15 protein-coding genes are annotated in these 14581 nt (G+C 69.6%); 13 read left to right on the forward strand and 2 right to left on the reverse strand.

Annotated features, from left to right (window positions below):
* Nucleotides 1-10 precede the first annotated feature (10 nt).
* On the forward strand, nt 11-1333 hold the full coding sequence (gene melA / locus KEC56_RS03955) for an alpha-galactosidase (RefSeq protein WP_227529893.1): 1323 nt from the start codon (nt 11-13) through the stop codon (nt 1331-1333).
* Nucleotides 1330-2175, forward strand: a complete 846-nt coding sequence (locus KEC56_RS03960) for a class II fructose-bisphosphate aldolase (protein ID WP_227529894.1) — start codon at nt 1330-1332, stop codon at nt 2173-2175. Before melA ends, KEC56_RS03960 begins: the two co-directional genes overlap by 4 nt.
* Before the next feature lie 6 nt (nt 2176-2181).
* Here KEC56_RS03960 and KEC56_RS03965 read toward each other — a convergent pair whose 3' ends face one another.
* A complete protein-coding gene (locus KEC56_RS03965) occupies nt 2182-3255 on the reverse strand; it encodes an amidohydrolase family protein (RefSeq protein ID WP_227529895.1) in 1074 nt (357 codons plus the stop codon).
* A gap of 185 nt (nt 3256-3440) precedes the next feature.
* Here KEC56_RS03965 and KEC56_RS03970 point away from each other — a divergent pair, with 185 nt between their 5' ends.
* Genes KEC56_RS03970 through KEC56_RS04015 form a run of 10 tightly spaced genes read left to right on the forward strand, consistent with a single transcriptional unit; the run spans nt 3441 to nt 12748 of the window.
* Complete coding sequence (locus KEC56_RS03970) at nt 3441-4769, forward strand: ABC transporter substrate-binding protein (RefSeq protein ID WP_227529896.1); 1329 nt, start codon at nt 3441-3443, stop codon at nt 4767-4769.
* 45 nt (nt 4770-4814) lie between these two features.
* Complete coding sequence (locus tag KEC56_RS03975) at nt 4815-5690, forward strand: SIS domain-containing protein (protein WP_227529897.1); 876 nt, start codon at nt 4815-4817, stop codon at nt 5688-5690.
* A 44-nt stretch (nt 5691-5734) separates the two neighbouring features.
* Entirely contained in the window at nt 5735-6688 is a 954-nt protein-coding gene (locus KEC56_RS03980) for a carbohydrate ABC transporter permease (RefSeq protein WP_227529898.1), read from the forward strand.
* Nucleotides 6688-7557: a carbohydrate ABC transporter permease gene (locus KEC56_RS03985; protein ID WP_227529899.1), complete on the forward strand. Its 870-nt coding sequence runs from the start codon at nt 6688-6690 to the stop codon at nt 7555-7557. The genes KEC56_RS03980 and KEC56_RS03985 overlap by 1 nt, the downstream gene beginning before the upstream one ends.
* Nucleotides 7557-8474 (forward strand): carbohydrate kinase family protein, encoded by a 918-nt coding sequence (locus tag KEC56_RS03990; protein ID WP_227529900.1) that lies wholly within the window; start codon nt 7557-7559, stop codon nt 8472-8474. The genes KEC56_RS03985 and KEC56_RS03990 overlap by 1 nt, the downstream gene beginning before the upstream one ends.
* Entirely contained in the window at nt 8471-9397 is a 927-nt protein-coding gene (locus tag KEC56_RS03995; protein ID WP_227529901.1) for a 1-phosphofructokinase family hexose kinase, read from the forward strand. Before KEC56_RS03990 ends, KEC56_RS03995 begins: the two co-directional genes overlap by 4 nt.
* Complete coding sequence (locus tag KEC56_RS04000) at nt 9387-11093, forward strand: hypothetical protein (protein ID WP_227529902.1); 1707 nt, start codon at nt 9387-9389, stop codon at nt 11091-11093. The genes KEC56_RS03995 and KEC56_RS04000 overlap by 11 nt, the downstream gene beginning before the upstream one ends.
* Nucleotides 11094-11132: 39 nt before the next feature.
* Nucleotides 11133-11501: a sterol carrier family protein gene (locus KEC56_RS04005; RefSeq protein WP_227529903.1), complete on the forward strand. Its 369-nt coding sequence runs from the start codon at nt 11133-11135 to the stop codon at nt 11499-11501.
* A gap of 60 nt (nt 11502-11561) precedes the next feature.
* Complete coding sequence (locus tag KEC56_RS04010) at nt 11562-12392, forward strand: siderophore-interacting protein (RefSeq protein ID WP_227529904.1); 831 nt, start codon at nt 11562-11564, stop codon at nt 12390-12392.
* 41 nt (nt 12393-12433) lie between these two features.
* Complete coding sequence (locus tag KEC56_RS04015; protein ID WP_227529905.1) at nt 12434-12748, forward strand: potassium transporter Trk; 315 nt, start codon at nt 12434-12436, stop codon at nt 12746-12748.
* 3 nt (nt 12749-12751) lie between these two features.
* Here the strand turns inward: KEC56_RS04015 and KEC56_RS04020 are convergent, their stop codons facing one another.
* A complete protein-coding gene (locus tag KEC56_RS04020; protein WP_227529906.1) occupies nt 12752-13357 on the reverse strand; it encodes a zinc-binding alcohol dehydrogenase in 606 nt (201 codons plus the stop codon).
* Nucleotides 13358-13437: 80 nt separating this feature from the next.
* On the opposite strand from KEC56_RS04020, the gene purM reads away from it, so the two are divergent.
* Nucleotides 13438-14565: a phosphoribosylformylglycinamidine cyclo-ligase gene (purM, locus tag KEC56_RS04025; RefSeq protein WP_227529907.1), complete on the forward strand. Its 1128-nt coding sequence runs from the start codon at nt 13438-13440 to the stop codon at nt 14563-14565.
* Nucleotides 14566-14581 lie beyond the last annotated feature (16 nt).

Here is a 14581-nt window from a genome sequence, read left to right on the forward strand (position 1 = left end):
GAATCGGGACATGCCCCAGATCACCTTCCTCGGCGCCGGCAGCGTCGTCTTCACCCGCCAGCTGATCACCGACCTGCTGCGTCTCCCCGACCTGCCGACGCTCGACATCGCGCTGCACGACATCGACACCGATCGCCTCGAGGTCGCCCGGCTCACCGCGCTGAACGTCGCGACGCAGCTCGACCGGAGCATCCGGGTTACGGCGTCCGCCGACCGTCGCGCGGCACTGACCGGGGCGGACTTCGTGATCAACATGATCCAGGTCGGCGGCATCGACGCCACGAAGGTCGACCTCGAGCTCCCGGCATCCCGCGGTCTCCGTCAGACGATCGGCGACACGACCGGCGTCGGCGGCGTGTTCCGCGCCCTGCGCACGTTCCCCGTGCTCACCGGCATCGCCCGCGACATGGGGGAGGTCTGCCCCGACGCGTGGTTCCTCAATTACACGAACCCGATGGCGATGAACATCTGGTGGATGTCCGTCGTCGCCCCGGACATCAAGGCCGTGGGCCTCTGCCACAGCGTCTACTGGACGGTCAACGACCTGTGCGAGCTCATCGGCGTCCCGCTCGAGGGCACGCACTACCGCGCGGCCGGGGTGAACCACCAGGCGTGGCTCACCGAGTGGAGCCGCGACGGCGAGGACCTCTACCCGCGACTGCGGGCGCTCATCGACGGGGACGAGGATCTGCAGCGCCGGGTGCGCGCCGAGATCTTCCGCCGAGTGGGGTTCTACCCGACCGAGACGAGCGAGCACTCCTCGGAGTACCTCAGTTGGTTCCTCCGGTCGGATGCTCAGATCGAACGGTTCCGCATCGAGCCGTTGCAGTACGTCGGCATCTCCGAGGAGAACGTGCGCGAGTTCCACCAGGCGCAGCAGCTTCTCACCGCCGGGGACGACATCCCACTGCACGATGAGGGCGATGCGGCCGAGTATGCGCCGCAGATCATCCACTCGATCGTCACCGGAACCCGGCGGGAGATCCACGCCAACGTCCCGAACGACGGACTCATCGACAACCTGCCTCGGGGAGCCGTGGTCGAGGTGCCCGCGACGGTCGACTCCGACGGCGTCCATCCCGTCGCCTGGGGGTCGATTCCCCCGGCGGGCGCGGCGCTGAACCGCACCTACCTCTCCGTCGCCGACCTCACGATCCGCGCGGCTCAGGAGGGGGATCCCGAGCTAGTGCGTCGCGCCGTGCTCACCGACCCGAACGCGAGCTCGACGCTGACGCCGGAGCAGATCTGGGAGTTGTGCGATGCGCTCACCGCCGCGCACGCCGACCTGCTGCCGGTGAGCCTGGGCGGCCGGCTCGACGAGGCGAGGGCATGAGCCTCGCGACCACTGCCGACCTCATCGCCGAGGCCGTCGCCGCCAGGCGCGCCGTCGCCGGGTTCAACGTGATCACTCTCGAGCACGCCGAGGCGATCGCCCAGGGTGCGGAGGTTGCCGGAACCGGCGCAATCCTGCAGATCAGCGAGAACGCGATCCGCTTCCACGGCGGTGATCCTCGGCCCATTGCCGCCGCGTGCGCCGCAGTGGCAGATGCCGCTTCCGTGCCGCTGTCGATCCACATCGATCACGTCGAGGATCCCGCGCTGGTCGACCTCGTGATCGAGAACGCCAGTGCATGGGGCATCAGCTCGATCATGGTCGACGCTTCGCGCCTGGACGACGATGCGAACGTCGCCGCGACAGCGGATGCCGCACGCCGTGCCCGCGCGGCCGGGCTCTGGATAGAGGCGGAGCTCGGCGAGATCGGCGGCAAGGACGGTGCGCACGCGCCGGGAGTCCGCACCGATCCGGGCGACGCGGCCGCCTTCGTCGGCGCGACGGGCGTGGACGGGCTCGCCGTCGCCGTCGGCAGTTCGCATGCGATGCGCGACCGTACGGCAGGTGTCGATGTCGAACTCGTCGCCCGCATCGCCGCGCGGGTCGAGGTGCCACTCGTGCTGCATGGATCGTCGGGCGTCGCGGACGACGTCATCGGTGCGGCCGTGGGCGCCGGCATCCGCAAGGTGAATGTGGGAACGGCGCTGAACATCGCGAGCACCGCGGCGGTGCGTCAGGCGCTGGAGGCGGACCCCGCCCTCGTCGACCCGCGGGCCTACACCCGCCCCGCGCGCGAAGCGATGGCCGACGTCGTCGCGGCGTTCAGCAGAGTGGTGCGCTGAGCGCGCTCAGATCCCCAGCACCCGCAGCGCGTTCGTGCGGTAGATCCGCTCGAGCGTCGAGGCGTCCAGGCCGAGCGCCGAGACCGTCCAGCGACCCTGCGGCGGGACCGGCTCGCCCGGGGCGTAGGAGAACGCCTCGTCCTCGGTCTCGAGGAAGCGGAAATGCAGGCGGAACTGCTCCCGCTCGGCCGGGTAGATGTCGGTGCCGAACAGCACGCGGTCGGGATGCCGCTCGATGAGCCGGCGGAATCGACGGGGCTGCCGGCCGAGCTCAGCCATGCGACCGGCGATGTCGATCGTGTAGTTCGGGCAGGCGTCGAGCATGCCCTCCACGAGATCGAGGTCCTCGGCGGCGCAGCCGGCGTGCGCGCCGATGAATCGGGTGCCGGGGCAGGCCTCGACGAGGGCTCGGTGCGCGGCGAGGAGCCGATCGAACGTCGGATGCACGGTGCGGTCGCCGAACCACCACTCCCGCATCTGCATGAGCTCGTCGAGGCGCTCATTGCAGGCGTCGAGAGGCGCGAAGAACGCCTTGGGGTCGGCAGTGTGGATGAGCGCCGGAAGGCCCAGTTCTCCGGCCCGTTCGACGACGGCGACGACGCGGGGATCATCGGGCAGGATGAGCGTCCCGTCGGCGTCGCGCACCGTGAGCCCGAGGCTCTTCCAGATCTTCACGCCACGTGCTCCGCGGGCCGCGGAATCGGCCAGCGACGCCTGCAGGGCCGCCACGCCGTCCGGCTCCGCGAGCCGCTCCCACTCGAGCTGGCAGAAGGTGAGGAAGCGTCCGGGGAAGGAGCGGTCGTAGCGCTCGACGTTCGCCGTCACCTCGTCGCCCCACATCCCGTCGAGGTTGACGACGCATTCGACGTTGGTCTCGTCCATGACCACGACGAGCGCGGCGGGGTCCTCGATCATCCATTCGCCGTCGCTGAGCCAGCGTCCGAGGTGGTTGTGCACGTCGATCGCAGGGAACGCCGCCCGGTCGGCGTCGGTGGCGGGCAGTCGCAGTTGAGGAACGGGCGTCCAGGATGCCAGCGGCAGCTCGCGCAGCTCCTCCCAGGACAGCGGGGCATCGGTCACGGGGACTCCTTCGGCGCAGTGCGGGCGCGAGCGCGGGCGGCGCGTCGCGGTTCTCCGAGAGTAGGGCAGAGCGAACGAATCGAACATTACATGCGCATCCAACATGATCGCTTCGCGCAAAGTTATTGCGATATGAGCAAAGCATCGCCACGATGAATACCGACTCGCTCAGAGAGAGGACCACCATGAAGGACCGGACCATGCAGCGCCGCACCCGTCGCCGGATCCCCATCGTCATCGGCACGGCACTGGCCGTCGTCGGAGGCCTCGCCGGTTGCGCAGGCAGCCAGGGCGCCACCGAGCTCGACCCGGAGGCCGACGTCACCATCACCTGGTGGACAGGTCAGAGCGACGAGGCGCAGACCATCCTCGAGGGGCTCGCGACGGAGTTCGAGGAACTCCACCCGAACGTGACGATCGACATCTCGCCCGGAGCATCCTCGACCGAAGAGCTCCTCCAGAAGCTGTCGGCCGGTTTCGCCGGCAACAGCTACCCGAACATCTCCTACGCATTCGGATCGTGGGCCAGCGAGCTCGAATCCTCGCAGCGCACGCTCGACATCACCGGCGCCGTCGCCGACCCTGAGGTCGGCTGGGACGAGTTCTCGGAGGCCGCGCGCGCCACGGTGCAGCCCACCGGCGAGGCGATCATCGGCTTCCCCGCCCTGGTCGACAACATCTCGCTCATCTACAACAAGACGGTCTTCGACGCCGCGGGCGTCGAGTATCCGACCGAGGAGTGGACGTGGGACGACTTCCGGGATGCCGCGAAGAAGCTCACCGACCCGGCGAACGAGACGTTCGGCTACGCCTACTCGGTCTCGGGATCCGAGGAGACGACCTGGCAGTTCTGGCCGCACCTGTGGCAGAACGGCGGCGAGATACTCTCCGACGACCGGTCCGCCGCCGCGTTCGCGAGCGATGAGGGCGCAGAGGCGCTGGAGTTCCTGCGCCAGATGGCCGTCGACGACAAGAGCATCTACCTCGACCAGACCGACACGAAGTTCGCACAGCTGTTCGCCGCCGATCGGATCGGCATGATGACGTCCGGCCCCTGGCAGCTGTGGGATCTGAACACGGCGGGCACCGACTACGGCGTCACGATCCTCCCTGGCACCGACGGCGACCACCAGACCGTCTCGGGGCCCGACATCTGGGCGCTGTTCGACACCCAGGACGTGAACGAGAACCACTGGTCGGTCGAGCTGATGAAGTGGCTCACCGCGCCGGAGCAGGATCTGCGCTGGAACGTCGCGTACGGCAACCTCCCGCTGCGCACGAGCGAGATCGATACGCCGGAGTTCGCCGAGCAGGTCGCAGCCCTCCCGGGGCTCGACGTCATGGCCGAGAACAACGAGAACGCGATCAACGCCCGCCCGACCGTGTCCGGGTACGTGGGCCTGTCCGAGGCCATCGCCAATGCGATCTCGCAGGTCCTGCAGGGACAGGGCACGCCGGAGGACGCACTGAAGGCGGCCGCCGAGAAGGCGGACCGGTCGCTCTCGGGCGACTGAGCCCTCGCGATCGCACAGGAACGACCGAGCAGGAGAAGGAAAGCAATGAGCATCACCTCTGAAGAGATCGCCAGTCAGCCCGCCGTCTGGCGGCAGGCCCTGGAGTTGCGCGAGCGCGCTGCGCAGGTGCTTCGCCGGGACGGCGAGCGGATGCTGGTGATCGGATGCGGCACGTCCGCGTTCGTCGCCGAGTCGTTCGCGCTGCTGCGGGAACAGGCCGGCTTCGGCGAGACGGATGCCGCCTACGCATCCGAGCCGCGTCCGTGGCGTCCCTACGACGCCGTCCTCGCGATCACGCGATCGGGCACGACGACCGAGATCCTCGAGGCGCTCGCGGCCGTCCCGGACGGGGTGCGGAAGGTCGTCGTCACCGGCGTCGCCGACTCGCCCTGCGCCGACGCGGCGGATGATGTGCTGCTGCTGGACTTCGCCGACGAGAAGTCGGTCGTCCAGACCCGCTTTCCGACCACATTCCTCCTCCTGGCACGTGCCGCCTTCGGCGAGGACGTGACCGATCTGCCGAACCGCTTGGAGAAGGCGCTCGCCGCCCAGCCGGACCTGCCGACGGACTTCGACCACGTCGTGTATCTGGGTCGCGGCTGGACGTACGGGCTCGCGCAGGAGGCGGCGCTGAAGATCCGCGAGGCCGCGCAGGCATGGGCGGAGTCGTACCCGCTGCTCGACTACCGGCACGGGCCGCTCGCCGTCGCGCATCCGGGTTCGCTGGTCTGGTTCCTCGGCGTCCGCGACGACGGACTCGCTCGCGACGTCGAGCGCACGGGCGCTACCGTCGTGCAGGGGGCCGATGACGGGCTGATCGAGCTCGCCCTCGCGCAGCGTCTCGCGGTCGTCACGGCCGAGCGGCGCGGTCTGAACCCGGATCAGCCCCGTCATCTGACGAGGTCGATCGTGCTCTCCTGAGCACCGGACACCAGAAGCGGGATCGCACGGCGCGAGGAGCCACGATGACGATGACGAGCGAACGACCGGTGACTGCCGAACCCCACGATGCCGCGCGTGAGCGGCAGCAGAAGCGGCGGGGGCGCGGCCGCCTGCGGGCCGACCTGACCGGATGGGGTTTCGCCGGCCCGGCGATGATCATCATCCTCGGTCTGTCGATCTTCCCCGCGGCGTGGGCATTCCTGCTCTCGCTGCAGAAGTGGAACGGCTTCGCCGAGCCGCAGTTCATCGGCGCCGACAACTACTCGTACCTGATGACGGATGCCGAGTTCTGGGAGGCCGTCAGCCACACCGGCCTGTACGTGCTGCTGTTCGTCCCGGCATCCGTCCTGCTCGGCCTGTTCCTCGCCGTGGCGCTGAACCGCGAGATCCGCTTCATCGGTATCTACCGGACCGCGATCTTCGTGCCCTTCGTCGCCTCCGCGGCGGCCACCGGAATCCTCGCGACCTACCTGTTCAGCCCGCAATACGGCCTCGCCAACAACGTGCTGCGCTCGGTCGGTCTGCCGGCGCAGGGGTGGCTGGAGGACCCGAGCCAGGCCATGCTCGTCATCGCGATCATGTCGCTGTGGGGGCAGGCGGCGTTCACGACCGTGATCTACCTGGCCGCCCTCCAGGACGTGCCGCAGGAGCTGCTCGAGGCGGCCCGCATCGACGGCGCGAACCGCTGGCAGACGTTCTGGAAGGTCGTCTGGCCCGAGCTCGGTCCCGTGACGGTGTTCGTCACGATCTGGCAGACGATCACCGCGCTGCAACTGTTCGATCTCGTCTACACGACGACCAGGGGAGGCCCGCTGGATGCCACGAAGACGATCGTGTACTTCCTCTGGGAGAAGGCGTTCAAGACCCTCGAGTTCGGATACGGCTCGGCGGCAGCGTACATCCTGTTCGCGGTGACGCTGCTCATCACCATCGGAATGGTGATCTATGCGCGCAGCCGCAAGATGGAGGCATTCTGATGGTGCTCAACACCTACGCGATCATGACCGGTCGCACGGGGCGCCCTCCGCGCCGGCGCAAGAGGTTTAGCGGCTGGCACCTCGTGCTCGCGCCGATCGCGCTGATCTTCGTGATCCCGTTCGCGCAGATGATCCTCGCGTCGCTCTCACCCGCCGACGAACTGGTGAAGTTCCCGCCGCCGTTCGTTCCCTCGCGGTTCACGCTCGACGGGTTCATCGCGCTGTTCACGACGACCGACATCCTCATCTGGCTGATGAACAGCGTGATCGTCTCGGTGATCGCGATCGTCGCGCACGTGATCCTGTGCTCGCTCGCCGGGTACGGGTTCGCGCGGTTGCGGTTCCGCGGCCGCAACGTCGGGTTCTTCATGATCGTCGCGACGATCATGATCCCGACCCAGCTGCTGATGATCCCCACCTACGTGATGTTCTCGAAGCTCGGCATCATCAACACCCTGTCCGCGGCGTTCGTCCCGTGGCTGGCATCCGCGTTCGGCATCTTCCTCATGCGGCAGTTCTTCCTGTCGATCCCCGCTGAGATCGAGGAGGCCGCTGCGCTCGACGGCGCGAACCGTCTGCAGACGTTCCTGCGGGTCGTCCTGCCGCTGGCCAAGCCCGCCATCGCGACACTGGCGATCTTCACCCTGCTCAGCTCGTGGAACGATCTGATCTGGCCGCTGATCGCGATCAACGACGACTCGATCTTCACCGTGCAGCTGGGCATCGCGAACTTCCAGAGCACGCGCCGTACCCAGTGGGAACTGCTCATGGCGGGCAACGTCATCGCGACGGCGCCGCTGGTGATCTTCTTCCTGTTCGCGCAGAAGCAGTTCGTGCAGACGATGACGATGTCGGGGATGAAGGGCTGATGACACGCATACTCGTCGCGGGCGACGCGAATCTCGACCTCGTGCTGCGCGGCGACGTCGTGCCCCGCTTCGGCCAGGCCGAGCAGCTGCTCGAGGCCGCCGACCTCGTGCTCGGGTCGAGTGCGGGGATCTGTGCGGCGGGTCTCGCTCGACTCGGCGTGGACACGGCGCTGGTGGCGCGTGTGGGGCCCGATGTCTTCGGCGATCGCACCCGCGAACTGCTCGCAGAGGCGGGCGTCGACGTGTCTGCGCTGCGCACGGTCGACGAGCCGACGGGGGTGTCCGTCATCCTCTCGGCACCCGAGGACCGGGCGATCCTCACGCTCACCGGCGCGCTCGCCGGCATCACGGCGGATGAGGTGCTGGCGGCATCCTCGGATGCGGCGCACGTCCACTTCGCCTCGTCGTTCCTGGTGCCGGAGCTCACCGCGGAGCTCCCCGCTGTGCTCGCCTCCCTCCGCGCGCGGGGCGTGACGACGAGTCTCGACACGAACTGGGATCCCGCCGGTCGCTGGGCCGGCATCGCGGAATGCCTGCCGCTCGTAGACGTGCTGCTGCCCAACGCCGCCGAGGCGATCGCCCTGGCTGGTGCGCTCGGAGAAGACCCATCGGATGCTGAGAGTGCAGCCCTCGCCCTGGCCGCACGAGGACCGCTCGTCGTCGTCAAGGACGGCGCCGCGGGCGGTCTGGCCACAGGCGGCGCAACCGTGCTGCGCGCCCCCGGGCTCGAGTGCGACGTCGTCGACACCACGGGCGCCGGCGACAGCTTCGACGCGGGGTTCCTCGCGGCGTGGACCGAGGGGATTCCGCTGCAGACTGCGTTGCGCCGCGCGGCGGTCGCAGGCTCCCTGTCGACCCGCGGATCGGGCGGCACCGGCGGCCAGGCCACCCGCGCGGAGATCGACGAGCACGCATGATCACCTGCCTCGGTCTGTCGCCCGCGCTCGACGTCACCTACGGCGTCGGTGCGCTCACGGTCGGCGGCATCCACCGCCCGGATTGGAAGCTCGCGCTCCCGGGAGGGAAGTCGTTCAACGTCGCCAGGGCGCTGCGCGCGCTGGGCGAACCCGTCCGGGCGATCGCGCCGCTGGGCGGAGCCGTCGGCGCACAGATCCGCGCGGACCTTCTGGCGGACGGACTGGATGTCGTCGAGGTCGAGACCGACGCGCCGACGCGCACATGCGTCAGCGTGGTCGATGCCGGCGATGGACGCATCACGGAGTTCTACGAGCATGCGGCACCGCTGGACGACGCGGCCTGGGCGGGGATCACGGATGCCGTCGCCGCCGTCGACGAGGGGTGGCTCGCCGTCTCCGGCTCGGTGCCGGAGGAACGTGCGGACCACCTGGCAGCGCTGCTCGCCGCGGCATCAGCCCGTGGCATCCGGCTCGCTCTCGACCAGCGCGGACCGGCGCTGGTCGCGGCGCTGGCGGCGACCCGGCCCGACGTCGTCAAGGTCAATCGGGTCGAGGCGGAGGAGGCGGTGGGCGCGGGAACCGCGGCAGAGCTCGCGGCCCGGCTTCGCGAGAGCGGTACCCGGACGGCGATCGTGACCGATGGAGCCGCCGGTTCCGTCGCGGCCGACGATTGCGGGGCGTGGCAGGCCGCTCCGCTCTCGGCCGGCACGTTCACGGTCGGCGCGGGGGACAGCTTCCTGGCGGGGCTCCTCTCCGTCCTCAGCGCCGACCTGCCGCTGGACGAGGCGCTGCGTCGCGCTGCGGCCGTCGCCGCGGCGAACACGCAGCGCCCCGGCGCGGCGCTCTTCGACCCCGGTGAAGTGGCTCGCTTCGCCGATGACATCATGGTGACAAGACTCCTGGAGGACGGTCATGCGTCGTGAGATCACCGGTGCGGTTGCCCTCGCAGCACTGCTCGCCCTCGGCGGGTGCGCGATGAGTCCGGCGGCTCCGCTGCCGACCGGCGCCGAGCTGGACGTCGACCTCGACGTCGGTCCCCGTGCGCCCTTCGTGGATGCCGGATCGGACGGCGTGCGCGTCGTCGACGGCGATGACTGGACGATGCCGGAGGAGGTGCGTCCGGCGGAGAACTCCGGCCTGTTCTCGGAGGAGGCGTCGGCGGAGGATCTCGTGGCCGTGCGGTCGATCGACCTCAGCTGGCGCCAGGTGCAGCCGGAGAAGGGCGGCACGATCGACCGGGAGGCGGGCGGCGAGGCGCAGGGGATGAGCTTCGACTCGTTGGACGCCCAGCTCGCCGAGCCCGGCGACTTCTGGATGCGCATCTTCGCCAGCGGCGAGGACTGGGCGCCGAAGTGGGTCGCGGAGGACTGCGGCGTGAGCACCTACGGCCCGGATTACGACGGTCAGCGCCACCTGCCCATCTGGAACGAGTGCGTGTGGGGACACCTCATGGACACGTACCGCGCCGTGTTCGTCGACGCAGGCCTCGCGGCCGATCCGCGACTGCGCTTCGTGTACGTGCCCGGTGCCTTCACCTGGGCCGAGTTCGATTACGAGATGGTGTCGGCGGCGGTCGAGGCCGGCGATCTCGACGAGGAGACGTACCTCGCCTGGTACGGGCACGCCTGGGACGACCTCGTCGAGCTGTTCGGAGAGAATGCGCACAAGCTGGTGTTCACCGGCGAGGACTACCCGTTCGGTCCCTTCGGCACCGCAGACGACCTGCTCGCCCGCCAGGCGGTGGATGCCGGCATGGGCGTGCGCACCGGCATCACGGAACTGGCGAACTTCCACCTCAACGAGGCGCCGGCGTACGGCTCCAGCATCCAGCCCGACGGGCACCTCGTCGTGGACGAATCGCTGCCGATCCACTCCGGCGGATTCATCGTCGCGACCGAGAACGAGTGCTACACCGACTGCGGCTACCAGACCGACGATCCCTACTACTCGGTGCGGCAGTCGAACCTGAAGGCGCTGCAGCTGCGGATGAACTGGATGTACGTCGTGCCGGGACCGTCGTACATGGCCGAGTATCCGGAGCACTGGGACTGGGTGCGGTTGTCGCTGGGGCAGACCGCCGAGACCTCGGCCGATGCCTGGGCCGCCTTCCGCGATGCCGAGGACCGGTACTGGGCCGAGGAGGAGTTCCCGCGCGAGTGGGACGACCAGCCGTGGGTGCGCAATCTCGAGCGGTGGCTCGTGCAGGTCGACGAACCGGGGTCGGTGGCTCACCGCACGGATGCCGACACCCACGTGGCCGATCTCGAGGAGGACAACGGCATGGCCCACGAGGGGCTGTCGACCTCCGTGGCGGACGGCGACACGGGCTTCGTGCTCGAGGTCGATGAGCGCTTCGCCGTTGCATCCGACGGGCAGGACGCGGTGCTGAAGGTGACGTTCCTCGACACCGGCGACGGCGCGTTCCAGGTGGGGACGGATGCCGGGGACTCGGCTCCGGTCGCGCGCACCGGCTCGGGGGAGTGGCGCACGGCGACGATCGCCCTGCCGGACGGTGCCGTGGGCGCGGACGCCACGCGGCTGCGCATCGCGCTCGACAGCGACGATGAGGGCGCCGATGATCTCGTCGTGCGCTTCGCGCGGCTCGTCCGCATCGGCTGAGCGCCCGTCATCCGGGCGCGGCCGACATAGGCTGGTGTCGTGGCTCGCAGAATCGACACCGCCGAGGGGCGCTCGGCTCTGGACACCGTCCGCGCCGCGACCGCATCGGGGGAGAAGCCGGCGCGCACCGTGCTGGCCACCGCGGTCCGCTATCTGCTGCAGCTGCTCGACGAGAAGGCGCCGGGGAACAGCGTCGAGGTGCGCGTGCCGCCGTTCGGCGCCGTGCAGGTCGTGCAGGGGCCGCGGCATACCCGCGGCACGCCGCCGAACGTGATCGAGACGGACGCCCTGACCTGGATCGCCCTCGCGACCGGCGAGGAGTTATGGGCGGATGCCGTCGCCGCCGGCCGCGTGCAAGCATCCGGAACCCGCGCAGGTCTCGAAGGGCTGCTGCCGCTGCGGCCTTAGGTATTCCTATCCTTACTGGATCGCGTATAGTCGCGTACGACCAGCGATCGAGGAGACCCATTGGCTGACACCGACCGTCCACGGCGCCCCCAGCGCCCCCAGATCGTTCTCGAGGTCGTCGAGCGCATCCGCCTCACGCCGCATCTCGTGCGGATCGTCGCCGGCGGGCCGGGCATCTCTGCCGTCGAGGACAACGGATCCACCGACGCGTACACGAAGATGCTCTTCGCTCCGCGCGAGGCAGGGCTCACGCCGCCGTACGACATGGACCAGCTGCGCGCCCTGCTGCCGATCGAGATGCTGCCGACGCGCCGCACCTACACGATCCGCCGATTCGACCTGGATGCCGGACAGATCTGGATCGACTTCGTGACGCATGGCGACGAGGGTATCGCCGGGCCCTGGGCGGCGTCGGCGCAGCCGGGGGACCCGGTCGTGCTCGGTGGGATCGGCGGCGGGTACGCCCCGGATCCGGATGCCGACTGGCACCTGCTGGCGGGCGACGAATCGGCGATCCCGGCCATCGCCTCGGCGCTGGAGGCGATGCCGGCGGATGCTGTGGGCACAGCCTTCCTCGAAGTGCAGAACGAGTCCGAGCAGCTCGAGCTGACCGCGCCGGCGGGCGTCGAGGTGCGCTGGCTGCACCGTGGCGACCATGCTGCCGGCACGACCGACCTGATCGTCGACGCCGTGCGCGAGCTCGAATGGCGAGACGGCCGCGTGCAGGTCTTCGCGCACGGCGAGCGGGGCGCCATGAAGACGCTGCGCCCGCATCTGACCGACGAGCGGGGAGTGGACCGCTCGCAGCTGTCATTGTCGGCGTACTGGGCGCTGGGCCGCATCGAGGACGCGTTCCAGGCTGAGAAGCGCGAGGCGATCGGTCAGATCTGAGCGGCCACCGCGGTCGCTCGGGAGCGTGGGACAATGGAGGCATGTCCTCCCCCGAACCCCGTGAGACCGTCGAAGCGACTGTGCGGCGCGTGCCGCGCTACGGCGTGTTCATGGCGATCGGCGTCGTGCTCGGCATCATCGCCGCCGGCATCCTGACGATGGTTGGCAGCTACGAGCCGTCGACGACGCTCGACGTCGTCTACCCGCCGGGCCAGGTCTTCGGATTCGCGCTGCTGTGGACGGTGCCGATCGGCATCGCGCTCGGCGGGCTCGTCGCCATCCTGCTCGAGCGCATCGCCCGTCGCCACGACCGTGTGGTGCGCGTCGACCGCGAGACGGTCATCGAGCAGGACTGACCGCTACGCCAGCTCGCCGATGATCGGTCGGATGGCGGCGTCGAAGGCCACGACGTCGCGCCGCATCCCGTCCGTCACGGCGACCGTGAGCGCGCCGATCCACCAGATCCCCCGCTGCGAGAACGGCAGCACCTGCACGTTCAGCTCGAACGAATGGGCGCGCCGTCCCACCTCGCGCTCGAACTCCGCGATCGCACTGGCGTAGGCGCGGTAGGCGCCTCCGCCAGTGGCGGTCTTCATCGTGTCGAAATACCTGCCCCGGGCCTTCTGCGCGTACTGCAGAGCGGATGGCGCGAGCGGAGCGATCGCCTCGCGCAGCTCATCCGCGCCGGTGGCGGGGAGCGCGACCAGCGTGTCGAAGCCGTCGATGAGCTCGAGCGGGACGTCGGACGGGTGCGCGCGCGGCTCGACGGTCATGTCCCAGTACTCCCGCCACTGCTCCTCGAGCGCGGGCGTCGCGTCCGCGGCATCCGGCGCGCGCACCGGCAGGTCGCGCAGTGCGGGCAGGTCGTCGGGCACTCGGATGCCGAGCATCTGCCGCAGCGCGAGCGCGATGAGCACCGGCACTCCGGCGTCTTCGCGGATCAGCCACTGCGGCTTGTCGGACATGGCCCCATCCTATGGAGGTCAGTCCGGCAGGGAAGGGCAAGCGGGAAACTCAGTGGGTGTGCGGCCGGTAGTCTTGTCTCGTGGCTGCCTCCCCCACCAACCCCTATTCCGAAGCCGGTGTCGACACCGCTGCCGGCGACCTCGCCGTCGAGCTGATGAAGTCGTCGGTGCGCGCGACGCACGGCCCCGAAGTGCTCGGGGGAGTCGGCGGCTTCGCCGGCCTCTTCGACGCGAGCGCCCTGCTCGGCTACACCAAGCCGCTGCTCGCGACCAGCACCGACGGCGTCGGCACGAAGGTCGCGATCGCGCAAGCCATCGACAAGCACGACACGATCGGGCAGGACCTGGTCGGCATGGTCGTCGACGACATCGTCGTGGTCGGTGCCAAGCCGCTTTTCATGACCGATTACATCGCGTGCGGCAAGGTCGTCCCCGAGCGGATCGCCGACATCGTCCGCGGCATCGCCGACGCCTGCACGGCCACCGGTACCGCGCTCGTCGGCGGGGAGACCGCCGAGCACCCCGGGCTCCTCGGCCCGCGCGACTACGACGTCGCCGGGGCTGCGACTGGCGTCGTCGAGGCGGATGCCGTGCTCGGCGCCGATCGCGTCCAGGACGGCGACGTCGTCCTCGCGCTGGCCTCGAGCGGCCTGCACTCCAACGGCTACTCGCTCGTGCGTCACATCATCACGGGTGCGGGCATCGGCTACGGCGACAACGCCGCCGACTTCGGCGCGACGTGGGGCGAGGCGCTCCTCGAGCCGACCCGTCTGTACACCCTGCCGCTGCTGCGCCTGATCGATGCGCTCGCCGACGGCAGCATCCACTCGCTCAGCCACGTCACCGGCGGCGGCATCGCCGCCAACCTCGCCCGCGTCCTGCCCGTCGGCAGCTGGGCGGAGGTCGACCGTTCGACCTGGTCGCCAAGCCCGGTCTTCCGCGTGCTCAGCGACATCGCCGGCACGCCACTGGAAGAGACCGAGGGCACCTGGAACCTCGGCATCGGCTTCCTCGCCGTGATCGAGGCGGGTCAGAAGGATGCTGCGATCGCGGCTCTGGCCGCCGAGGGCATCGACGCCTGGCAGGTCGCCACGGTCTCCACCGGCGCGCGTCATGCCGGTGCATTCGAAGAGGGCGCAAAGGGCGTCGACGGCGGAGCGGTGCGGCTGGTCGGCTCGTACCGGGACAGCGCCCGCGGCCACAACTGAAGAACGGATGAAGTAA

This window comes from Microbacterium tenebrionis (assembly GCF_020682665.1).
GTDB lineage: Bacteria > Actinomycetota > Actinomycetes > Actinomycetales > Microbacteriaceae > Microbacterium > Microbacterium tenebrionis.

Excerpts from the sequence above, each read along its gene's own strand:
- melA (WP_227529893.1), top strand. The coding sequence starts at position 11 with ATGCCCCAGATCACCTTCCTCGGCGCCGGCAGCGTCGTCTTCACCCGC.
- KEC56_RS03960 (WP_227529894.1), top strand. The coding sequence starts at position 1,330 with ATGAGCCTCGCGACCACTGCCGACCTCATCGCCGAGGCCGTCGCCGCC.
- KEC56_RS03970 (WP_227529896.1), top strand. The coding sequence starts at position 3,441 with ATGAAGGACCGGACCATGCAGCGCCGCACCCGTCGCCGGATCCCCATC.
- KEC56_RS03975 (WP_227529897.1), top strand. The coding sequence starts at position 4,815 with ATGAGCATCACCTCTGAAGAGATCGCCAGTCAGCCCGCCGTCTGGCGG.
- KEC56_RS03980 (WP_227529898.1), top strand. The coding sequence starts at position 5,735 with ATGACGATGACGAGCGAACGACCGGTGACTGCCGAACCCCACGATGCC.
- KEC56_RS03985 (WP_227529899.1), top strand. The coding sequence starts at position 6,688 with ATGGTGCTCAACACCTACGCGATCATGACCGGTCGCACGGGGCGCCCT.
- KEC56_RS03990 (WP_227529900.1), top strand. The coding sequence starts at position 7,557 with ATGACACGCATACTCGTCGCGGGCGACGCGAATCTCGACCTCGTGCTG.
- KEC56_RS03995 (WP_227529901.1), top strand. The coding sequence starts at position 8,471 with ATGATCACCTGCCTCGGTCTGTCGCCCGCGCTCGACGTCACCTACGGC.
- KEC56_RS04000 (WP_227529902.1), top strand. The coding sequence starts at position 9,387 with ATGCGTCGTGAGATCACCGGTGCGGTTGCCCTCGCAGCACTGCTCGCC.
- KEC56_RS04015 (WP_227529905.1), top strand. The coding sequence starts at position 12,434 with ATGTCCTCCCCCGAACCCCGTGAGACCGTCGAAGCGACTGTGCGGCGC.
- KEC56_RS04020 (WP_227529906.1), bottom strand. The coding sequence starts at position 13,357 with ATGTCCGACAAGCCGCAGTGGCTGATCCGCGAAGACGCCGGAGTGCCG.